This window comes from Rhodovulum sp. MB263 (assembly GCF_002073975.1).
Taxonomy (GTDB): domain Bacteria; phylum Pseudomonadota; class Alphaproteobacteria; order Rhodobacterales; family Rhodobacteraceae; genus Rhodovulum.
On record NZ_CP020384.1, the window covers coordinates 2867591 to 2888949 of the forward strand.

22 protein-coding genes and 1 riboswitch are annotated in these 21359 nt (G+C 68.1%); of the genes, 8 read left to right on the plus strand and 14 right to left on the minus strand.

The features are described 5' to 3' along the window. Positions 1 to 73: 73 nt before the first annotated feature. The 11 genes from B5V46_RS19860 to B5V46_RS13440 all read right to left on the minus strand — a co-directional run bounded on the left by B5V46_RS19860 (position 74) and on the right by B5V46_RS13440 (position 10613). The gene (locus B5V46_RS19860) at positions 74 to 442 is read right to left on the minus strand and encodes a hypothetical protein (protein WP_155774058.1); all 369 of its coding nucleotides are present in this window, start codon (positions 440 to 442) and stop codon (positions 74 to 76) included. Positions 443 to 778: 336 nt separating this feature from the next. Continuing rightward, entirely contained in the window at positions 779 to 1390 is a 612-nt protein-coding gene (gene cmk, locus B5V46_RS13395; RefSeq protein ID WP_080617067.1) for a (d)CMP kinase, read from the minus strand. Then, the gene (locus B5V46_RS13400) at positions 1387 to 1779 is read right to left on the minus strand and encodes a GFA family protein (RefSeq protein ID WP_080617068.1); all 393 of its coding nucleotides are present in this window, start codon (positions 1777 to 1779) and stop codon (positions 1387 to 1389) included. Before B5V46_RS13400 ends, cmk begins: the two co-directional genes overlap by 4 nt. After that, positions 1776 to 3128, minus strand: a complete 1353-nt coding sequence (aroA, locus tag B5V46_RS13405) for a 3-phosphoshikimate 1-carboxyvinyltransferase (RefSeq protein ID WP_080617069.1) — start codon at positions 3126 to 3128, stop codon at positions 1776 to 1778. The genes B5V46_RS13400 and aroA overlap by 4 nt, the downstream gene beginning before the upstream one ends. A gap of 73 nt (positions 3129 to 3201) precedes the next feature. Then, entirely contained in the window at positions 3202 to 4272 is a 1071-nt protein-coding gene (locus B5V46_RS13410) for an amidohydrolase family protein (RefSeq protein WP_196774250.1), read from the minus strand. A 146-nt stretch (positions 4273 to 4418) separates the two neighbouring features. After that, positions 4419 to 5168, minus strand: coding sequence for a tRNA (guanosine(46)-N(7))-methyltransferase TrmB (locus B5V46_RS13415; protein WP_080617071.1), 750 nt, complete (start codon positions 5166 to 5168; stop codon positions 4419 to 4421). A 121-nt stretch (positions 5169 to 5289) separates the two neighbouring features. Then, on the minus strand, positions 5290 to 6456 hold the full coding sequence (metK, locus tag B5V46_RS13420) for a methionine adenosyltransferase (RefSeq protein WP_080617072.1): 1167 nt from the start codon (positions 6454 to 6456) through the stop codon (positions 5290 to 5292). A gap of 7 nt (positions 6457 to 6463) precedes the next feature. Beyond that, positions 6464 to 6513, minus strand: a riboswitch (SAM-SAH riboswitch). Between the two features lie 41 nt (positions 6514 to 6554). Further along, entirely contained in the window at positions 6555 to 8063 is a 1509-nt protein-coding gene (lnt, locus tag B5V46_RS13425) for an apolipoprotein N-acyltransferase (RefSeq protein WP_080617073.1), read from the minus strand. 5 nt (positions 8064 to 8068) lie between these two features. Beyond that, on the minus strand, positions 8069 to 8971 hold the full coding sequence (locus tag B5V46_RS13430) for a hemolysin family protein (protein ID WP_080617074.1): 903 nt from the start codon (positions 8969 to 8971) through the stop codon (positions 8069 to 8071). A 37-nt stretch (positions 8972 to 9008) separates the two neighbouring features. Beyond that, complete coding sequence (ybeY, locus tag B5V46_RS13435) at positions 9009 to 9509, minus strand: rRNA maturation RNase YbeY (protein ID WP_080617075.1); 501 nt, start codon at positions 9507 to 9509, stop codon at positions 9009 to 9011. A 90-nt stretch (positions 9510 to 9599) separates the two neighbouring features. Then, entirely contained in the window at positions 9600 to 10613 is a 1014-nt protein-coding gene (locus B5V46_RS13440) for a PhoH family protein (protein ID WP_196774251.1), read from the minus strand. 412 nt (positions 10614 to 11025) lie between these two features. On the opposite strand from B5V46_RS13440, the gene B5V46_RS13445 reads away from it, so the two are divergent. Continuing rightward, positions 11026 to 11391: a hypothetical protein gene (locus B5V46_RS13445; RefSeq protein WP_080617076.1), complete on the plus strand. Its 366-nt coding sequence runs from the start codon at positions 11026 to 11028 to the stop codon at positions 11389 to 11391. A gap of 89 nt (positions 11392 to 11480) precedes the next feature. Here B5V46_RS13445 and miaB read toward each other — a convergent pair whose 3' ends face one another. Further along, positions 11481 to 12830 (minus strand): tRNA (N6-isopentenyl adenosine(37)-C2)-methylthiotransferase MiaB, encoded by a 1350-nt coding sequence (miaB, locus tag B5V46_RS13450; protein WP_080617077.1) that lies wholly within the window; start codon positions 12828 to 12830, stop codon positions 11481 to 11483. A gap of 149 nt (positions 12831 to 12979) precedes the next feature. Between miaB and B5V46_RS13455 the strand changes: the two genes are divergently transcribed. Next, the gene (locus tag B5V46_RS13455; protein WP_080617078.1) at positions 12980 to 13852 is read left to right on the plus strand and encodes a hypothetical protein; all 873 of its coding nucleotides are present in this window, start codon (positions 12980 to 12982) and stop codon (positions 13850 to 13852) included. Positions 13853 to 13997: 145 nt separating this feature from the next. On the opposite strand, the gene irr is transcribed toward B5V46_RS13455, so the two are convergent. Continuing rightward, the gene (irr, locus tag B5V46_RS13460; protein ID WP_080617079.1) at positions 13998 to 14438 is read right to left on the minus strand and encodes a Fur family transcriptional regulator Irr; all 441 of its coding nucleotides are present in this window, start codon (positions 14436 to 14438) and stop codon (positions 13998 to 14000) included. Positions 14439 to 14594: 156 nt separating this feature from the next. On the opposite strand from irr, the gene fabA reads away from it, so the two are divergent. The 3 genes from fabA to B5V46_RS13475 are packed head-to-tail and all read left to right on the plus strand — an operon-like array spanning position 14595 to position 17153. Further along, complete coding sequence (gene fabA, locus B5V46_RS13465) at positions 14595 to 15104, plus strand: bifunctional 3-hydroxydecanoyl-ACP dehydratase/trans-2-decenoyl-ACP isomerase (protein ID WP_042463552.1); 510 nt, start codon at positions 14595 to 14597, stop codon at positions 15102 to 15104. A 24-nt stretch (positions 15105 to 15128) separates the two neighbouring features. Next, positions 15129 to 16358, plus strand: coding sequence for a beta-ketoacyl-ACP synthase I (gene fabB, locus B5V46_RS13470; RefSeq protein ID WP_080617080.1), 1230 nt, complete (start codon positions 15129 to 15131; stop codon positions 16356 to 16358). Between the two features lie 6 nt (positions 16359 to 16364). Continuing rightward, positions 16365 to 17153 (plus strand): enoyl-ACP reductase, encoded by a 789-nt coding sequence (locus B5V46_RS13475; RefSeq protein WP_080617081.1) that lies wholly within the window; start codon positions 16365 to 16367, stop codon positions 17151 to 17153. A gap of 84 nt (positions 17154 to 17237) precedes the next feature. On the opposite strand, the gene B5V46_RS13480 is transcribed toward B5V46_RS13475, so the two are convergent. Then, complete coding sequence (locus B5V46_RS13480; RefSeq protein ID WP_080617082.1) at positions 17238 to 17666, minus strand: peptidylprolyl isomerase; 429 nt, start codon at positions 17664 to 17666, stop codon at positions 17238 to 17240. A 628-nt stretch (positions 17667 to 18294) separates the two neighbouring features. Between B5V46_RS13480 and B5V46_RS13485 the strand changes: the two genes are divergently transcribed. From B5V46_RS13485 to pcaD, 3 genes are all read left to right on the plus strand, one after another. Next, a complete protein-coding gene (locus B5V46_RS13485) occupies positions 18295 to 19128 on the plus strand; it encodes an alpha/beta fold hydrolase (protein WP_080617083.1) in 834 nt (277 codons plus the stop codon). Next, positions 19125 to 20105: a threonine/serine dehydratase gene (locus B5V46_RS13490; protein ID WP_080617084.1), complete on the plus strand. Its 981-nt coding sequence runs from the start codon at positions 19125 to 19127 to the stop codon at positions 20103 to 20105. Before B5V46_RS13485 ends, B5V46_RS13490 begins: the two co-directional genes overlap by 4 nt. A gap of 442 nt (positions 20106 to 20547) precedes the next feature. Then, the gene (gene pcaD / locus B5V46_RS13495) at positions 20548 to 21342 is read left to right on the plus strand and encodes a 3-oxoadipate enol-lactonase (RefSeq protein ID WP_080617085.1); all 795 of its coding nucleotides are present in this window, start codon (positions 20548 to 20550) and stop codon (positions 21340 to 21342) included. Positions 21343 to 21359: the final 17 nt, after the last annotated feature.

Consider the following 21359-nt stretch of genomic DNA (forward strand, 5'->3'; position numbering starts at 1 on the left):
GGGGGCATTCCGGGCGTCGCATTCCGGGCGGGTCGGTGCCGGTGGCGCGTGCCCGGCGCCCGGAATGCGACGCTCACATCCAGGGCGGGAGCCCGGACCACGGCTCGGGCAGCGGCGGCAGGCCGATATCGCGCCGGAGATGGTTGTCGAGCTCGCCCAGCCGGGCCACGCCCGCCGGCCGTCCGCGCCCACTGAACATGGCGGCGATCGCCGCGAACAGCACGCGCCAGGCGCCATGCTGCTCGATGACGACCGCGAGGGATATTGGCGGTTCGATCCGGCCCGCCCGCCGGTCAATAAGGATGGTCATGCTTTGCTTCATGGCGCGCCCGCCATGCGGGAGCGTCCATGCCCTGATGCTGAGATAAGGAACGTCCCGGAGGCCGCGGGCGGCGCGCGCGGCCAGGGTCAGGACTGTGACTGGTCTGGTTTTGGCCGCCATGGCAACGGCCCGGCCTGTCAGACTCGAGCGATCGGGCCCGAGGATAAGGTCGGAGCGATCAGGCCAGCCGGATCATCGCCACGATGCGGGCGGCCTGGATACGTCCGAACCGAGAGGATGGATGCCGGCCCGATAGCTGCCGAAACGCCAATCGGATGCGCGATAGCTGATGGTCATGTCACGCCTCCCCGATCCTGCGTGTTTCGAACGCGGCATGCATGCCAGCGCCCCCACGAATCGGCAAGCCCCCGAGACGGTCCCCCGGCGGATCTGAGGCCTTTGGGTCACATCGGTCCGGCATCGCCAGAGCCCGTCATCGCCAGGGCCCGGCGTCGTTCAGGCCGGATGGCGGGTCCGGATCGTCTCGATGGCAGCGCCGACCGCCTCGTCTATACCGAGCCGCGAGGTGTCGAGAATGACGGCATCCTCGGCCGGGCGCAGCGGTGCCGTGGCCCGGGCGCTGTCACGCGCATCGCGCTCGCGCATCTCGGCCAGCACCTCCTCGAGGCTGGTCTCGACGCCCTTCTGGCGCAGCTCGAGGAACCGCCGCTCGGCCCGCACCTCGTCCGAGGCGGTGACGAAAAGCTTCGCGGGCGCGTCGGGGCAGATCACCGTGCCGATGTCGCGCCCGTCCAGCACCGCGCCGCCCGCCCGCGCCGCGAAGGCACGCTGGAAATCGACCAGCGCCGCACGGACCTCGGGGATCGCCGCGACCTTGCTGGCGGCCTGGGCCACCTCGGGCGCGCGCAGATCGCCGCGCTCGAGAACCTCGCGCCTGAGCGTCCGCGCCGCCTCGACAGGATCGAGCCCGTCCAGCATCCGCGCGCCCACCGCCCGGTACAGAAGTCCGGTATCCAGATGGGCAAAGCCGAAATGCGCCGCAACCGCGCGGCTGATCGTGCCCTTGCCCGCCGCCGCGGGCCCGTCAATGGCGACCGTAAAGCTCATGCAACATCCTCCGGCAGCCCCGGCGCCTGCGGCAGCCCGTCCGTGATCTCGTAATAGGCACCCTTTTCGGCACAGAAGATATGCGCCGCCATCCGGATCCCCGGATCGCCGTCAAGCGTGCCCGCGAACACCGCCAGATAGTCTTGTCCGCCGTCCCAGAACATATTCGACCCGCAGACCGGGCAGAAGCCCCGCCGCGTCCCGGTCGAAGAGGCGAACCAGCACTGCTCTCCCTCGATGACGAGATCGTCGCGCAGAACAGTGGTGGCGGCGACATGATGGCCGCTGGCCTTGCGGCACTGACTGCAATGGCAGGCGACAACCGGGCTGAGCGGCCCGTCGATCCGGTAGCGGACCCTGCCGCAAAGGCAACTTCCCGTGACGCTCATTCGGGTCCCCGCGCGAACCCGGCGCCGAGAGCCGCCATGAGGCCCTCGAAGCTCGGAAAGGAGGTCGCGATCGGCCCGGCATCGTCGACCGAGACCGGTTTTTCGGCCGCAAGCCCCGCGCAAAGGAAGGACATCGCGATCCGGTGGTCGAGATGGGTGGCGCAGGTCGCGCCCCCCGGCAGGCTGCCCGGGCCGCGGCCATGCACGATCATCCAGTCCTCGCCCTCTTCGACCTCGGCGCCGCAGGCCCGGAGGCCCGCCACCATGGCCGCGATCCGGTCGCATTCCTTGACCCGCAACTCGCCGATGCCGCGCATCACCGTCGCGCCCTCGGCAAAGGCCGCGACCACGGCAAGGATCGGGTATTCGTCGATCATCGAGGGCGCGCGGCCGGGCGGCACCTCGATCCCGGTCATCGCGGGCGAGAACCGGGCGCGCAGATCGGCCACCGGCTCGCCGCCCTCCTCGCGTTCGTTCTCGTAGGTCAGATCGGCGCCCATCTCGCGCAGCGTGGTGAAAAGCCCCGCCCGGGTCGGGTTCAGCCCGATCCCCGGCACCAGAACGTCCGAGCCCTCGACGATCAGCCCCGCCGCCACCGGGAAGGCCGCCGAACTCGGGTCGCGCGGCACCGCGATGGTCTGGGGGCGAAGCTCGGGCTGGCCGGTCAGAACGATGGCCCGGCCCTCCGACACCTGCTCGAGCCTGAGCGTCGCGCCGAAACCCGCCAGCATCCGCTCGGTATGATCGCGCGTCTCCTCGCGCTCGATCACGACGGTCTCGCCCGGCGCATTCAGCCCGGCCAGCAGCACCGCCGACTTGACCTGCGCAGACGGCACCGGCACGACATAGCGCACCGGCATCGGCTCGGCCGCGCCGATCAGCGTCATCGGCAGCCGCCCGCCCTGCCGCCCGAAGGCGCGCGCGCCGAACAGCGCCAGGGGCTCGGTCACCCGCCCCATCGGACGCTTCCGAAGCGAGGCGTCGCCGGTGAAGGTCGCGGTCACGGGCGAGGTCGCCATCGCCCCCATGATCAGCCGCACCCCGGTGCCGGAATTGCCGCAATCGATCACGTCGGCGGGCTCGGCAAAGCCGCCGACGCCCACCCCCTGCACGGTCCAGGCCCCGGGCCCGTCATGGGTGACCTCTGCCCCGAAGGCCCGCATCGCCCTGGCGGTATCCAGCACGTCCTGGCCTTCGAGCAGCCCCGAGATCCGTGTCTCGCCCACGGCCAGCGCGCCGAGGATCAGCGCGCGATGGCTGATTGACTTGTCGCCTGGGACGACGGCCTCGCCCGTCAGCGGGCCGGAACGGCGGGCGGTCATCGGGATCGGGTCGCCATGAGCGGACATGCGGGGAAGCTCCTCGGACTGGTCCCCCGGGGCTTACCCAATGGCGACGGAGCCGTCCAGTCTCGGACCCGGCTTACGCCCTGCCTTGCGTCTCGCCCAGCCAGATCGCGGGATTGGTCTCGGCGATCCGGCGGAAGGCCGCCTCGCCCAAAGCCGCCCGCAACCGGATCGCGACCGCCTTCTCCGACAGATCCTCCTGCCGGGTCATGTAGAAATCCGAGCCGAACAGGATGCGCGAGGCCAGCCGCTCGCGTTCCAGAAACAGCTTCAGCAGCGGCATGCAGTCGCCGAACCGGAACAGCGTATAGGAAATGTCGGTGAAGAGATTGGGATAGGCCCCGCTCTCGATCATGTCGGCAATCGAGAGCGCCCAGTTCCGCCGCCGCGCCTCTGGATCGAGCGGGTCGAGGCCGTCGCTCAGATAGGACAGCCAGTCGCGGTCGCCGCCGAAATGCGCAAGACACAGCCGGAGCCCGGGAAAGGCCCGCAACACCGGCACATGCGCCGCCGGATCGGTCACCGCATCGGCCCGCGCCCGGCTCCAGCGCCTGTTCCGGACCCCGCCGCGCGAGCAATGCGAAACCACAGGCAGCCCGCGCTCGACACAAAGCGGATAGACCTCGCGCATCAGGATCTCGTGGCTCGGCGCGTAGCCGAGCCGGGGATAGATCTTGACGCCGCGAAAGCCGTAATCGTCGAGACAGCGCCGAAGCTCGGCCACCGCCCCCGGCCGGTCGGGATCGAGGGTGGCGAAGGGGATGACGCGATGGCCGAGCTCCGGGTCGCGGCTCAGCTCGTAAAGCTCGCGATGCTGCGCCTCGATCCCGACCGGCACCGGCCCGTAGCCGCTACAGGCCAGATCCATCGGCAAGACCACGAAACGCGCGCTGGCGGGATAGTGCCGCACCGCCTCCAGGAACACCGCGCGCTGGCTGTCGCGGCAGCCCGTTTCGCGGAAATGCTCGAGCCGCAGCAGCACCTCATAGGCCGCTTCCCAGGGCAACAGCCGCGCCGCCCCGCGCAAGCCGCGCAAGAGCCCGGGAAAGGCCCGGAGCGCGGCGACCGGCGGCGCCGGATAGTAAAGCGGCGCATGGGCAGCGGTGAAAGTGTGGATGTGGCAATTGGTGATCCGGATCCCGGTCATGGCGCCCCCTTTCCGCGCCCGGCGGACAGGTGCACCGGCCCCTGCCGGCCGCGCCCGCGCGGATCGCATGCGGGCTTCTTCCTGGTCCAAATACCCTGATACGCCCTTGCCCTCGCGCACGGTGCCCGGGGCAGATGCGCAACGGCTCAGCGCCGGCGGAAGGTCAGATAATGCGGCACCCGCCCCTCGCGCAGGGCCTTCTGCTCGTAACGAGTCGAGATCCAGTCATCCCAGGGCGTCCGCCAGTCCGCGGGCCGCTCGGCCAGCCAGTCGAACCCGGCTTTCGGCACCTCGATCAGGGTCTGGCGCACATAATCGGGAATATCCGTCGCCACCCGGAACGGGCTGCCGGGCTTGAGCACCCGCGCCAGCGGCGCGAGGAATTCCGGCGTGACGAAGCGCCGCCGGTGATGGCGCGCCTTCGGCCAGGGATCGGGATACAGCAGGAAGGCGCGCGAGATGCTGGCCTCGGGCAGCACGTCGAAGAGATCGCGCACATCGCCCGGATGCACTGCCAGATTGTCGACCCCGGCCGCGCGGATCCTGCCCAGCAGCATGGCAACGCCGTTGATGAAGGGCTCGCAGCCGATGATCGCGGCCCCGGGATGGGTCGCGGCCTGATGCACCATGTGCTCGCCGCCGCCAAAGCCCACCTCCAGCCAGACCTCGCGACCGCCGAAGCGCGCCTCAAGATCCAGCGGCGCGCGGTCCGGGTTTTCGTCCCAGCCCACCGCCCCCGGCGCCAGCGCCGCCAGGTCGCTGTCGAGATAGTCCTTCTGGCTCGGCCGGAGCGTCTTGCCATGGCGGCGGCCATAGAAATTCCGCCAGGCGCGCGCAGGCGCCCCGCCTTCGGGCAGGGAGGACTTGTCGGGGCTCTTGCAGGTCTCGTCGCTCATCGGCCGCGCCTTAGGCCGCGTCCGCTCCGCGGTCAAGCGCCGAGCGCATCCCCGGCAACGGAAAAAGGGCGCGCACCTTTCGGCGCACGCCCCCACACAACCCGGCACCGCAATGCCCGTCTCAGAACGCCTTCTTCAGCGCCTCGGCCAGATCGGTGCGTTCCCACGAGAAACCACCATCCTCCTCGGGCGGCCTGCCGAAATGGCCATAGGCCGCCGTCCGGGCATAGATCGGACGGTTCAGCCCCAGATGCTCGCGGATGCCGCGCGGGGTCAGATCCATCGCCTGCCCCACGGCCTTCTCGATCTCGGCCTCCGGCACCTTGCCGGTGCCATGGGCATCGACATAGATCGACAGCGGCTTGGCAACGCCGATGGCATAGGACAGCTGCAGCGTGCATTTCGAGGCCAGCCCCGCCGCCACCACGTTCTTGGCCAGATAGCGCGCGGCATAGGCGGCCGAGCGGTCGACCTTGGTCGGGTCCTTGCCCGAGAAGGCGCCGCCGCCATGGGGCGCCGCACCGCCATAGGTGTCGACGATGATCTTGCGGCCGGTCAGCCCGGCATCGCCGTCGGGACCGCCGATCACGAAGGTGCCGGTGGGGTTGACCCACCATTCGGTCCCCTCATGCAGCCAGCCCTCGGGCAGGACCTCGCGGATATAGGGCTCGACGATGGCACGGATATCGTCCGAGGTCTGGTCCGCGCTCGCATGCTGGGTCGAGAGCACGATCGAGTCGACCGCGACCGGGCGGCCATGCTCGTAGCGCACGCTCAGCTGCGACTTGGCATCGGGCCTCAGCGTCGGCTCGGCACCCGATTTCCGCGCCTCGGTCAGACGGCGCAGGATCGCATGGGCGTACTGGATCGGGGCAGGCATCAGCTCGGGCGTCTCGTCGGTCGCATAGCCGAACATGATGCCCTGATCGCCGGCGCCATCCTTGTCCACGCCCTGGGCGATATGGGCGGATTGCTCGTGCAGGAAGTTCATCACATGGCAGGTGTTCCAGTGGAACTTGTCCTGCTCATAGCCGATATCGCGAATGCATTCGCGGGCGATTTCGCCGATCGAGCCCATCAGCTGCTTCAGGCGGTCCTTGTTCGTAAGACCGACCTCACCGCCGATCACCACCAGCGACGAGGTCGCGAAGGTTTCGCAGGCGACGCGGGCATTGGGTTCCTCGGCGAGGAAGGCATCCAGAACCGCGTCGGAAATGCGGTCGCAGACCTTGTCGGGGTGTCCTTCCGAAACGGATTCGGAGGTGAAGACGTAGTTTTGACGTGTCATGGAAAGGCGCTCCGTTGATGCTATCCCCGCCACGCCAGGAAGCCGTTGTGACGGTTCGACCGGTCGGGCTTACGCCGCCACCTGTCAGGAATCAATGTCTATTTCAGGGCGCGGGTTGCGACGAAAGCGGCCACACCCAGACAAAGCAACAGAAAGACCGGCCAGTCGCCGGTGCGCGCATAAGGCGTTCCGGCCAGCGCCGGGGGCAGCGGCGCGGTGATCTGGCCCTGCCGGCCCAGCGGCAGGCTGGCCAGCACCCGGCCGCGGGCATCGATCACCGCCGAGACCCCGGTATTGGCCGCGCGCAGGAAGGGCAGCCCGGTCTCGACCGCCCTCAGCCGCGCCAGCGCCAGATGCTGATAGGGGCCGGTCCGGGTGCCGAACCATGCATCGTTCGTGACCTGCAGGATCCAGCGCGGCCGCGCGGTTCCCCGCAGATCCTGCGGAAACACCGCCTCGTAGCAGATCAGCGGCAAGGCCTGTCCGAGACGCGGCCCGAGATCGAGCAACCGCGGCCCCGGCCCCGGCGCATAGCCATAGACATCTGTCGCCGCGAGCCCCCGGATCCCGAACCGGCCGAGCAGCGCCGCCCCGGGGATATATTCGCCGAACGGCACCAGGTGATGCTTGTCGTAAAGCCCCCGAAGCCGCCCGCCCGCGCCGATCACCGCCAGGCTGTTATGGGCCAGCGGCCCATCGCTGCGCTGGATACCGGCCGCAACCGGAACGCCATCCGAAGCCCGCGCGATATCTCTCAGGGCGTCCCCGGCTGTCTCGAGCCAGTAGGGCACCGAGGTTTCGGGCCAGACGATCAGATCGGGCGGCGGGTCGCCCGGCTCGGCGGTATAGGCAAGCTGGCGCTCCCAGAAGACTGGGATCATGTCGCGCCGCCATTTCAGATGCTGCGCCGCATTGGGCTGGATGAGCCGCACCTGCGGCGGATCGGTTTCGGCCGGCACCGGCGCCGCCTCGCGCGCCGCGCCCCAGAGCCCGAGCCCCGTCACCGCCGCGACGGCAAGCCCTGCGCCGAAGCTCCGGCCCGGCCCGACCGGCAGCAGGACCGGCAGGGCCGCGATGAAAAGCGTGACAAGGGTCAGCCCGTATTGCCCGGTCAGCGCGGCCAGCTGCATCTGCGGCGCCCCGATCCAGACATGTCCGGGCAGCGCCCAGGGAAAGCCGGTCAGCACATAGCCGCGCGCCAGTTCTGCCGCGGACAGCGCCAGAACGAAGGCCAGCGCCCGGCCCCGCGGCCCCCGCCCCGCCCATCCGGCAAAGGCCCCGGCCGCGCCCCAGAACAGCGCGAGCCCCCCGGCCATCAAGATCAGCGCAAAGGGCGCCATCCAGCCGTCATGGCGGATATCGACAAGGAAGGGATCGACGATCCAGGACAGTGCCAGCGCGAAATGACCCGCGCCGCCTGCCCAGGCAATCCGCGCCGCACGGCCGGGCGTTTCCGCCCGAGCCACCAGCCAGATCAGTGCGGCCAGCGCGCAAAGCGCCAGCGGCCAGAGCGACCAGGGCGCCTGGCCCAGCGCGCCCCCCAGCCCCAGCCCGAAAGCCACCCAGACGGGCCGGGCCAGCCCCCGGCGGAACGGAACGGATCGCATTCGGATCAGGCAGAGGCTGCGGCGGCGGTCGCCGCAGGCAGACGCACCCGCAGCCGCTTGATCCGGCGAGGATCGGCATCGACCACCTCGAACTCGGCGCCCGAGGCATGGCGGATCACCTCGCCGCGCGCGGGCACCCGGCCGATCATCATGAAGATCAGCCCGCCGAGCGAATCGACCTCTTCCTCTTCCTCGGCATCGAGCAGGCGCATGCCGATCTCGTCCTCGAAGGCGTCGAGCGGCGCGCGGGCCTGCACCAGATAGACCCCGGGCTTCTCGACGGTCCAGAGCGTGCCCTCGTCGATGTCATGCTCGTCCTCGATCTCGCCGACGACCTGCTCGATCAGATCCTCGATGGTCACCAGACCGTCGACCCCGCCATATTCGTCGATCACCAGCGCCATGTGCATCCGCTGGCTCTGCATCTTCTGCAACAGCACGCCGATCGGCATCGAGGGCGGCGCGTAAAGCAGCGGGCGGATCATGTCCTTCAGCACGAAGGGGGTGTCCTTGCCGTTGAAGCCGTGGCGCAGCGCGAAATCCTTGAGATGGACCATGCCCACGGGCGAATCCAGCGTACCGTCATAGACCGGCAGCCGGGTCAGCCCGGATTCGCGGAAGACCTGCACCAGATCATCCATCGAGATGTCGAGCGGCACCGCGTCGATCTCGGCCTTCGGAACCGCAACATCCTCGACCCGCATCTTCGCGAGATTGCCGATGCCATGCGTCAGCGCCGGCCGCGCGATCCCGTTGCCCAAAGCGTGGTCCCCGCCCTCTTCGGAATGCTCGGCGCCTGCAGGCAGGATCGCCGCTACCAGCCGGCCCAGAAGGCCCCGGCTGTCCAGATTGTCGGTGTCTAGCGCGCCCTGCGCGGCCCTAGACGACCCGTCCGTCTCGTCGCCCATCAATCCTTACCGAAATTCCCGGGCATTTGGACCCGTCTCATTCATATGGGTCAGCAAGACCGAGCTTGGCAAGTATTTCCACCTCGATCCCTTCCATCCGGGCAGCATCCCGCGGACGGATATGGTCATATCCCAACAGATGCAGGCATCCATGTACCATCAGGTGGGTTACGTGATCATTAAACGGTTTGCCCTGCGCGCTGGCCTCTCGCAGGCAGGTCTCCCAGGCGATGGCGATATCGCCCAATTCCACAGGCGCGCCCTCGATTTCGGGCTCGGGCGGCAAGGGCGCGTCGCCATCCTCCCCGGCGGCCAGATCCTCGGTCGGCCAGGACAGCACATTGGTCGGCGCGGCCTTGCCGCGGAAGGTCTCATTGAGCCCGGCGATGCGCATATCGTCGCAGGCCAGAAGGCTGATCTCATGCGCGTCGGGATCGAGCCCCAGATGGGTCAGCGTCTCGCGACAGGCGGTCTCGGCCAGCCTCTCCAGCCCGGCCTCGGCCCAGCGGTCGTCCTCGAAGAGAATCTCGATATCCATGGCCGCGGGATCTAGCGCGAAACCGCGCCGCGCGACAGAGCCTTCCGACGGCCCCAGCCACGCCCGCGGCCCGGGCCCCGGCAGCGCAGCTCAGGCGTCGTCGGCGTCATAGGCCTCGATGATCCGGGCCACCAGCGGATGACGCACCACATCCCTGGCGGTGAAATAGCTGAACGAGATGTTCTCGATCGGCTTCAGCAGGCGCTCGGCATCGGCCAGTCCGCTCGAGACCCCGCGCGGCAGATCGACCTGGGACCGGTCGCCGGTGATCACCATGCGGCTGCGCTCGCCCAGACGGGTCAGGAACATCTTCATCTGCATGGTGGTGGCGTTCTGCGCCTCGTCGAGCACCACGAAGGCATTGGCCAGCGTCCGGCCGCGCATGAAGGCCAGGGGCGCGATCTCGATCCGCTTCTCCTCGATCAGCTTGGCCAGCTGCCGCCCCGGCAGGAAATCGTGCAACGCGTCGTAAAGCGGCTGCATGTAGGGATCGACCTTCTCCTTCATGTCGCCGGGCAGAAAGCCCAGCCGCTCGCCCGCCTCGACGGCGGGACGACTGAGGATGATGCGGTCGACATGGCCGCCGATGAACATGTTCACCGCCATCGCCACCGCGATATAGGTCTTGCCGGTCCCGGCCGGACCGATCCCGAAGCAGAGTTCGTTCTCCTGCAACGCCCGGACATAGGCCTTCTGGGCCTCGGTGCGCGGTTCGACCACCTTCTTGCGGGTATGGATCTCGATGCGTCCGCCCTTGAACATCTCGAGCTGATCGCCCGCCCGCGCCCCCGTATCGGCGCCGGTCGTGTCGCCAAGCCGGATTGCGCCCTCGATATCGCCCGCCTCGACCGTCTGACCGGTTTCGAGCCGGGCATAAAGCTGTTGCAGAACCTCCGCCGCCCGTCCGCGCGACCCGGCCTCGCCGACAACCGCCAGACGATTGCCACGCCTCAGGATATGTACGCCAAGCTTATGCTCTATCTGGGCCAGATTGCGGTCGAACTCGCCGCACAGGTCGATCAGAAGGCGATTGTCCGGAAACTCGAGAAACGTCTCATGGAGGTCCTCGGTCTGCGGCGGGGGGGTCAGAGCGCTGATGCCCAATAAAGACTCCGTCGGTCTAGGTTGCGCAGATATGGTGCCAATGCCCCGGTCGCAGCGCAAGCGATAGCTGCCATGTTTCACCCAGTTGATACATAAACCCCGGATATCGTGATCGCAGAGCACAGCCCCGCGGCCCTTCCGCCCAGCCAGGAGGCATCCCGAGAACCGGGCCCGTCTCCGCCGGCACGGGATTTCGGCGGGCATCCGCCGTCATGCCTCCCGTCGCGTTTCGGCCCCGAAACCGGACTGCTAGGACGGGGACGGACGCGGCAGACCGCCGCGTCCACCCGATACCCGTGCGGCTCCGGCCTGGGTGACCGCCGCCGTCCCGCACCCGCGGGAGGCGAAGGCAGCCCCCGGCCCCCGGCGCCGCGCCTCTTTCGTCTCGAGCCCAGCAAAGGACAAGATCCGCATGACACCCAATCCCGATCCCCAACAGCCTGCCGAAATCCTGTCCGAAGACAAGATGCCGCTGATTGCCTATGCGCTTTACATCTTCGGCGTGATCTTCCCGGTTCTGACGCTGGCGGGGCTCATCCTCTCCTATCTCAAGCGCGGCGAGGCCCCGGACTGGCACAAGGGTCACTACACCTATCTGATCCGGACTTTCTGGATCGGCCTGCTGCTTTCGTTCGTCGGCCTCATCCTGACCATCGTCGGCATCGGCCTCATCGTGCTGATCGCCTGCGGGATCTGGTATCTGGTGCGTTCGATCAAGGGCCTTTTGCGGTTCAACAGCCGCCGTCCGATCGACAATCCGACCACCTGGCTGGTCTGAACCCGCACCGGAGACAGCCTTCTGGGCATTGGAAACAGAAGACAGCGGCACCGGCCCCGCGCGGCCGGTGTCCCGCCAGCGCGAAAGGTTCACCCGGCCGACAGGCGCCCGGCCAGCGAATTCGGCGCGACAGAGGTGATGTCGACCCGGGCGATGCGGCCCAGCAGCGTTTCCGGCGCCTCGACATGGACCGCCTGAAGATGGTCGGACTTGCCGACGATCTGGCCCGGCATCCGTCCCGCCTTCTCGAACAGCACACCGACGCTTCTGCCGACCATCGCCTGCAGCGCGGCGTCCTGCTGCGCGGCCAGAAGCGCCTGCAACCGCGCCAGACGCTCGGCCTTGACCTCTTCCGCGACATGGGCGCGCTCGGCTGCGGGCGTGCCGGGACGGGGCGAGTACTTGAAGGAATAGCACTGGCCGTAGCCGACCTCGCGCACCAGCGCCAGCGTGTCCTCGAAATCGGCCTCGGTCTCGCCCGGGAAGCCGACGATGAAATCGCCCGACATCAGGATATCGGGCCGGGCCGCGCGGATGCGTTCGACCAGACGCAGATAGCTCTCGGCGGTATGCTTGCGGTTCATCGCCTTCAGCACCCGGTCCGAGCCCGACTGCACCGGCAGATGCAGATAGGGCATCAGTTCGGGCACCTCGCCATGGGCGGCGATCAGGTCGTCCTCCATGTCATTGGGATGCGAGGTGGTGTAGCGGATCCGCTCGAGCCCGTCGATCGCGGCCAGCTCGCGGATCAGCCGCGCCAGCCCCCAGTCGCCGCCCGTCCCCGCCCCGGCGCAGGTCCCGTGATAGGCATTGACGTTCTGGCCCAGAAGCGTGATCTCGCGCACGCCGCGCTCGACCAGATCGCGGGCCTCTGCCAGCACCTTTTCCGCCGGGCGCGAGACCTCGGCGCCACGGGTATATGGCACCACGCAGAAGGCGCAGAACTTGTCGCAGCCTTCCTGCACAGTCAGAAAGGCGGTCGGGCCACGCTGCGCCCTCGGGCGCCCGCCCAGCCGGTCGAACTTGTCCTCTTCGGGGAAATCGGTATCGAGCGCCTTCGCCCCCTGCCGCGCCCGCGCCTCGAGCTCGGGCAGGCGGTGATAGCTTTGCGGCCCCACCACCAGATCGACCAGCGGCTGACGGCGCAGGATCTCCTCGCCCTCGGCCTGCGCGACGCAGCCGGCAACCCCGATCCTCAGATCCGGGTTCTCCGCCTTCAGCGCCTTCAGGCGCCCGAGCTCGGAATAGACCTTCTCGGCCGCCTTCTCGCGGATATGGCAGGTATTGAGCAGGATCAGGTCGGCACCCTCGGCGCTGTCGGAGATCTCGTAGCCCGACGGGGTCAGCGCCTCGGCCATGCGTTCGCTGTCATAGACGTTCATCTGACAGCCATAGGTCTTGATGAAGAGCTTGCGGGTCGGGGCAGTGGAGGAGGTCATGCGCGCGTCCTTCCGGTCAGCGGGCCGGTCAGCGAGGTCGGTTGCGCGCTGTCCTACACGAAACCGGCCCCGGGCCGCAACGCCTGCATCCCGCTTGCATATGAGCGCGCCCTGCCCGACCCTTCGGCTGGAAGGACAGGAGGTCCGGCATGGCAGGGCACTATACGGGGCTGGCCGATTTTCTGGCGCGCGCGGGCAAGCTGCTCGGCCCGCAGCCGGTCGGGCTGATCTTCGTCGAGGACGAGGTCGAGGTCGAAAGCACGATCGACCACCTCGACGCGCTGGGATTCGGCGCGCTCGTCCTCTTCACGCCTCCGGGGCTGAGGCTCTCGTCCGCCTCGGAGGAAAGGGTGCACCGCGTTCCTTTTGACACCAGGGCCGAGGGCGCCCTGCCCCGCGCGGTCAGCGCCGTATCGGCCGCGGCGCCCGGGATCTGGCTGCATTACTGCTACAATGCCGAATACCTGTTCTTTCCGTTCTGCGAGAACCGCAGCATCGGCGAGATGCTGGACTTCCACGCCGGCGAGGGGCGCGCGGCGATGCCGACCCATGTGGTCGATCTCTACGCAGACGATCTCGGGCGCCATCCCGGCGGCGTCTCGCGCGACAGCGCGCTACTCGACCGGGCCGGCTATTTCGCCCAGCCCCGCACCGACCCCGCGACCGGGCGACCGCTGGAGCGGCAATACGATATCTTCGGCGGGCTGCGCTGGCGTTTCGAGGAACATATCCCCGCGCACCGACGACGAATCGACCGGATCGGGCTGTTCCGGGCGCGGCGGGGGCTCGCGCTGGATGACCGGTATCTCATGTCCGATCCCGAGATGAACACCTCTGCCAGCGACCGGCACCACACGCTGACCGCCGCGATTTGTTCGTTCCGCGCGGCCAAGGCCCTCCGCACCAACCCCGCCTCGCGTCTGCAGATCGCCGATTTCCGCTGGCCGATGTCCGAAGAGTTCCGCTGGGAGTCGCAGCAACTGATGGATCTGGGCCTGATGGAACCCGGAGGCTGGTTCTAGCGCGCGCCCAGAGACCCCTTCCGCATGGGCCGCCTCGGCCCCGCGAGCACAAGGCCGGGGATGGAGCCACAAGCACAGCGGGCCCGGGGAAGGCAGCTTCCCGGGCCCGCTGTCATTCTTTCGCTCCTGCCGCCTTCGGCAGCCGTCAGACCCGGCGCAACCGGATCACGACGTCGATCTTCGAAATCTCGGCCCCCTCGGGCGCCTCGGGAAGCCGGGCGATCTCGAGCGAACCCGAAGGCGCATCGCTCAGCCGGTGCTCGTCTTCCCAGAAGAAATGCGGATGGTCGTCGACCCGGGTATCGAAATAGCTTTTCGTGCCGTCGACCATGACTTCCTGCATCAGGCCTGCATCGCAGAAGGCCCGAAGCGTGTTATAGACCGTCGCCAGCGACACTTTCTCGCCCGTCGCGCAGGACGCGGCATAAAGCGTTTCCGCTGTCACATGGCGGTTGTTGCCATCGCCGATCAACAGGGCGGCGAGGCTCACCCGCTGACGCGTGGGGCGCAGACCGGCCTTGGAAAGCCAGCGGCCGCTCCGCTCGATCGCGTCGGGATGGTTGGGGTTCTCGTTCAACTGTGCCATGGACGATATATGGGAAGTCAGAGCCTGTAATTCAAATGATTCTGATCTGCAGCGACGCTTTGGCGCGGCATAGGGGCGCTATTGCCACTTTGCGAGGCGCGGTGCTAGAGGGGGCGCAACGCGAAACAGGACAACCCAAGGGGGGACGGGTCCCGTATGACCGATTTTCCGACGAGCTTCGGCAAGGACGAGCTCCTGAAATGCGCGCGGGGCGAACTGTTCGGCCCCGGCAATGCGCAGCTGCCGGAACCGCCCATGCTGATGATGGATCGCATCACCGAGATCAGCGCCGATGGCGGCCCCAATGGCAAGGGGCATGTCGTGGCCGAGTTCGACATCCACCCGGATCAATGGTTCTTCGCCTGCCATTTCCCGGGCAACCCGATCATGCCCGGCTGCCTCGGCCTCGACGGTCTGTGGCAGCTGACCGGCTTCAACCTCGGCTGGCGCGGCTGGAAGGGCCGCGGCTATGCGCTGGGCGTGGGCGAGGTCAAGCTGACCGGCATGGTCCGCCCCGACCGCAAGATGATCCGCTACTTCGTCGATTTCACCAAGGCCGTGCAGACCCGCCGCCTGACCATGGGTGTGGCCGATGGCAGGGTCGAGGCCGATGGCGAAACGATCTATCATGTGAAAGACATGAAGGTCGCTCTCTCTGAAAGCTGATCCATCCCAGGAAAGGAGACCGCCATGCGCCGCGTCGTCGTCACGGGCATGGGCATCATCTCGCCCATCGGCAATTCCACGGCCGAAGTCGAGGCATCCCTGCGCGCCGGCCGCTCCGGCATCCGGTTCGAACCCGTCTATGCCGAGAACGGCTTCCGCAGCCAGGTTGCGGGCATTCCCCAGATCGATCTGGAAGCCTCGATCGACAAGCGTCAGCTGCGCTTCATGGGCGCGGGCGCAGCCTATAACTTCCTCGCCATGGAACAGGCCATCGCCGATGCCGGGCTCGAGCCGGACGAGGTATCGAACCCGCGCACCGGGCTGATCATGGGCTCGGGCGGGCCATCGACCGCGAATTTCTTCGTCGCGCACAAGACCGTCAAGGAAAAGGGCAGCCCCAAGCGGATGGGCCCGTTCATGGTCACGCGCTGCATGTCCTCGACCAACTCGGCCTGTCTCGCGACACCGTTCCGGATCAAGGGCGTGAACTACTCGATCACCTCGGCCTGCTCGACCTCGGCGCATTGCATCGGCAACGCGGCGGAACTGATCCAGATGGGCAAGCAGGACGTGATCTTCGCCGGCGGCGGCGAGGAGGTCGACTGGACGCTGTCCTGCCTGTTCGACGCGATGAACGCGATGTCCTCGAAATACAACGACAGCCCCGAAACCGCCTCGCGCCCCTTCGACGCGACCCGCGACGGCTTCGTGATCGCCGGCGGCGGCGGGGTCGTGGTGCTCGAGGAACTGGAACATGCCAGGGCCCGCGGCGCCACGATCTATGCCGAGGTGACCGGCTATGGCGCCACCTCCGACGGCTATGACATGGTCGCCCCCTCGGGCGAGGGCGGCGAGCGCTCGATGAAGCTCGCGCTCGCGACGCTGCCCGAGGGCCGCAGGGTCGATTACATCAACGCCCATGGCACATCGACGGTGGCGGGCGACGTGATCGAGGTGAAGGGCGTGCGCAATGTCTTCGGCGAGGAGGCCATGCCGCCGATCGCCTCGACCAAGTCGCTGACCGGCCACAGCCTCGGCGCGACCGGCGTGCATGAGGCGATCTACGCGCTGATCATGATGCGGAAGGGTTTCATCGCCGCCTCGGCCAATGTCACCGAGCTCGATCCCGAGATCCGGCCGGGCGAGATCGTGACCGAGCTGCGCGAGGGCGTCGAGATCGACAGCGTGCTGTCGAACAGTTTCGGGTTCGGCGGAACCAACGCCACCCTGCTGATGAGCAAATATCACGGATGACCAGCGATGCCTGAGTTGATGAAAGGAAAGCGGGGCCTCGTCATGGGCGTCGCCAATGACCGGTCGATAGCCTGGGGCATCGCGAAGGCGATGGCCGCCGAGGGAGCAGAGCTTGCATTCTCGTATCAGGGCGAGAATTTCGGCCGCCGCGTCCAGCCGCTGGCCGAAAGCGTGGGGTCGAGCCTCATGGTCGATGTCGACGTGACCGACGACGACTCTCTCGACGCGGCCTTCGGCCGGATCGAGCAGGAATGGGGCGGGCTCGACTTCCTCGTCCATGCCATCGCCTATTCCGACAAGACCGAGCTGACCGGGCGTTTCATCAACACCTCGCGCGAGAACTTCCGCAACTCGCTGACGATCTCGTGTTATTCGCTGATCGAGGTGGCGCGCCGGGCGCAGCCGCTGATGCCCGGTGGCGGCACCATCCTGACCCTGACCTATCAGGGCTCGAACCGGGTGACGCCCTTCTACAACGTCATGGGCGTGGCCAAGGCGGCGCTGGAATCGACAGTGCGCTATCTGGCCTCCGATCTCGGCCCCGAGGGCATCCGGGTCAACGCGATCTCGCCCGGGCCGATGAAGACGCTGGCAGGCGCGGCCATCGCGGGCGGGCGCAAGACCTTCCGCCATACCGAGATAAACGCCCCGCTTGGCCACAACGCCACGCTCGAGGCGATCGGCGGCACCGCGGTCTATCTGGCCTCGGACATGGGGGCCTGCACCACCGGCGAGATCATCACCGTCGATGGCGGCTATCACGTCCTCGGCATGCCGCGCTTCGAGAATATCTGAGCCTGCATCCAGGGCTTGGCTTCACCGACCCGGGCCATGACCCGGGTCGGTGTTTTCTGGGGACCGGCGGCCCGGCTGCGCCGCTCAGCCGATCGAGACCAGCTCGATCTCGAAGGTCAGGTCCTTGCCCGCCAGCGGGTGATTGCCATCGAGCAGCACGACCTCTTCGGTGACATCGGACACCGTGACCGGCAGCACCTGGCCCTCGGAGGTCTGCACGTTGAGCCGCGTGCCCACTTCCAGCGGAACATTGTCGGGCACCTGATCGCGCGGGATCGCCTGGGTCGCGTCGGGATTATGCGTGCCATAGGCATCGGCGCAGGGGACCTCGACGGTCTTGGTGTCGCCTTCGGACATGCCCGGCAGGGCGGCGTCGAGGCCGGGGATGATCTGCCCGGACCCCACGGTGAATTCAAGCGGATCGCGACCTTGCGAGCTGTCGAAGGTCGAGCCGTCGGCCAACGTGCCGGTGTAATGAATACGAACCTTGTCGCCCGGTTTGACCTGGGTCATGCGCGGTTCCTTTCGCTGAGGCGGGTGAGTTTGCGGAGGCCGCGCGCCGCGCGCGGGTACTCCGGACGTGTAACAAGGGTAATCGACAGCTCAGCGATGTAAACCCTGAGCCAGGCAGGGTTTTGCTCTCATTTCCTTTTTTTCGGATCGCTTCCGCATCGTCCGGCCGCGCCCCGTCAAGACCGCACCGTAAATACCGTACCCGCCGCATCGCCGCCAAGGCCACCCCGAAGGCCCCGTCGATCCGGCCCGCTCCGGGTCCCGCATGGGGCTTCCCGATCACGCTGCCCCCTCCCGCGTCCGGTCCCCGCCCGTCGCCGTTTTCGGCGCCTCGGTCGCGCCCCCACCCCGCCGAAGCGCAGCAGAAAAGGCCGTTGAGCCAGCACGCTCAACCTCCCGCCACAGCCGCATTTCCGTCGCAGCGCCGTCGCGCGGCAGCGGCATGGCGTAGCCTTCCCCCCTTCCCGCCCTTGTGCCAATCTCGCTTCTCGAGGGAGGATGCCATGCCGATCACCACCTGTATCTTCGATGCCCCTGCCATGCGTTCCGAGGTCCCGGCCGCCGCCGGGCCCGGCCATGCCCGTCTTGCCGGATGCGCCGCGATCCCGCCCCTTGCGGAGGCCCTGTCATGACCCGCTTTGCCGCCGATGACGGACGGATGCTCGCCTATGACGACCAGGGCCAGGGGACGCCGCTTCTCTGTCTGGCCGGGCTCACCCGCAACATGGACGATTTCGAGCCGGTGCTCGACGCCTTCGTCGCTCGCGCCCGGGTGATCCGGCTCGACACCCGCGGCCGTGGCGGCTCGGACCACGACCCCGACTTCATGAATTACAACCTGATCCGCGAAAGCCGCGACGCGCTGAACCTTCTCGATCATCTCGGGCTGGACCGCGTGGCGATCCTCGGCACCTCGCGCGGCGGGCTGATCGCGATGATGCTGGCCGCCAGCCACAAGGAGCGGCTGGCCGGGGTCTGCCTGAACGATATCGGCCCGCTGGTCGAGCCCCGCGGCATGGCCCATATCATGTCCTATCTAGGCCTGCCGCCCGGCTATGCCGATTACGACGAGGCCGCCGCGCAGCTGGCCCTGAAGATGAACGACCGCTTCCCCGGCGTCGGCCGCGACCAGTGGCGCGCCCATGCGCGCAGGCTCTGGGACGCCACCCCCGAGGGGCTCGCCCTGCGCTACGATCCGGCGCTGCGTCATGCGGTGATGGAACAGTCGGCAGCCGATGCCCTGCCCGATCTCTGGCCGCTGTTCGATGCCCTCGAAGGGCTGCCGCTGGCGCTGATCCGCGGCGTGCATTCCGACATTCTCTCGCCCGAAACAGCGGCCGAGATGCGCCGCCGGCGCCCCGACATGATATTTGCGGAAATCCCAGATCGCGGGCATACACCCTTTCTCGACGAACCCGCCGCGGTGGCGGCCATCGCGACCCTGCTGGAGCGTATCGCATGACCATGGACCTCATCGAGGCCGCCGCCGCCCGCCTCGCCGGCAAGGCGCGGATGACGCCGCTGCTGTCCTCGCCCTTTCTCGACGAGATCGCCGGCCGGCGCGTTCTGGTGAAGGCCGAATGCCTTCAGCATACCGGCAGCTTCAAGTTCCGCGGCGGCTGGTCGGCCCTGTCCGCGCTGACGCCCGAGGCCCGTGCCCGCGGCGTGATCGCCTATTCCTCGGGCAACCATGCCCAGGGCGTGGCACTGGCCGCGCGGATGACGGGCGCGCCCGCGGTGATCGTCATGCCCTCGGACGCCCCCGCCCCCAAGATCGCCAATACCCGCGCGCTCGGCGCCGCGGTCGTGACCTATGACCGCGCCACCGGCGACCGCGATGCCATCGGCGCCGAACTGGCCGAGGCCCGCGGCCTGACGCTGGTGCGCCCCTTCGACGAGCCGCAGGTGATCGCGGGCCAGGGCACCTGCGGGCTCGAGATCGCGGCGCAGGCCGCCGATGAGGGGATCGCGGCGGCCGAGGTGCTGGTGCCCTGCGGTGGTGGCGGGCTGACCTCGGGCGTGGCGCTCGCGCTTGAGGCGCGGGCACCGGGGTTCCGGGTCCGCCCGGTCGAACCCGAGGGCTTCGACGATGTCGCCCGTTCGCTGGTCTCGGGCCGGATCGAGACCAATACCCGCCGCGCGGGCTCGCTTTGCGACGCAATCCAGACCCCCTCTCCCGGTGCGCTGACCTTCCCGGTCATGGCCCGGCTTTGCGGCCCGGGGGTCGCTGTGACCGAGGACGAGGCGCTGCGCGCCATGGCCGCCGCCTTCCACTGGCTGAAGATCGTGCTCGAACCCGGCGGCGCGGTGGCGCTGGCGGCCGCGCTGTACCATCCCGGTGCGGTCGCGGGCGAGGCCGTCATCGCCATTGCCTCAGGCGGCAATGTCTCGGACGAGACCTTCCGCATGGCCCTTGACCGCCATGGGAACGAGACCTGACGCCTTGCACCATTGCAACATTCTGGATCCAGCCGTCGATCATCCAGAAACTGGCCTATTTTTCTTTTTTAACAGAGATTTTGGCCGAGACTGCTGCAAAACAGGGCGGGCCGGAAGGCCAACTGGACCGGACGTTTTCCGACATCCCGGGCCTTCAGCGGGTCTTCGCCCCCCGCAGCTCTGCAACAGGCCGGCGCGCGGCTCCGAACGCGACCGGGCGTCGACGCGTTATTTCGACCCCGACGGCTCCAGGCGGATCGGTGTCACGAGCCATTTCGACATCTGTTGCAGCCACATCGTCGGCCACGCCCGGCCCGAAACGCCCTCCGCCCGGATCGGTTCGGACCATGGTCCCGGGGATGGCCTTCTCCCGCGTCGCACCGATTGACGCTCCCGAGCCGGTCGGCCATCCTGCGCCCCGGTCCCGATGAGGAGGCACCGCATGAAGATCGCCGAGCTGGACGATGTGGCCCTGCATTATCGCGAGGATGGCCCGCCGGACGGCGCGCCCGTCGTCTTTGCCAATGCGCTTGGCTGCGATCTGCGGATCTGGGAAGGCGTGATCGAGCGCCTGCCCCCGGGGCTGCGCGCCATCCGCTACGACATGCGCGGCCATGGCTTGTCCTCCTGCCCGCCCGGCCCCTATTCCATGGGCGCGCTGATCCGCGATGCCGAACGGTTGCTCGAGGCTCTGGCGGTGCGCGACTGCGTCTTCGTCGGCCTGTCCATCGGCGGGATGGTCGCGCAGGGGCTGGCGGTCAAGCGCCTCGATCTGGTCCGGGCCATGGTGCTGTCGAACACCGCCGCCAAGATCGGCACCCCTGCGACCTGGCAGGACCGCATCGAGACGGTGCGCAAGGGCGGCATCGCGGCCCTGTCCGAGGCCACGCTGACGCGCTGGTTCTCACGCCGCTATCGTCAAAACCCTGACTGCGCGTTCTGGCAGAACATGCTGAACCGGCAGCCGGTCGAGGGCTATCTGGGCTGCTGCGCTGCGATCTCGGGCACCGATTTCTACACGCCCACCGCCAGCCTCACCCTGCCGACCCTTGTCCTTGCCGGCAGCGAGGACGGCTCGACCCCGCCCGATCTGGTGCGCGAGACCGCCGATCTGATCAAGGGCGCGCGGTTCCACCTGATCCGCGGCGCGGGCCATCTTCCCTGCATCGACCGGCCCGAGGACTATGCTGCGGTTCTGACCACCTTCTTGCGCGATATCGGCCATCTCGACGGCTGACCCGGAGGGAGCAGACA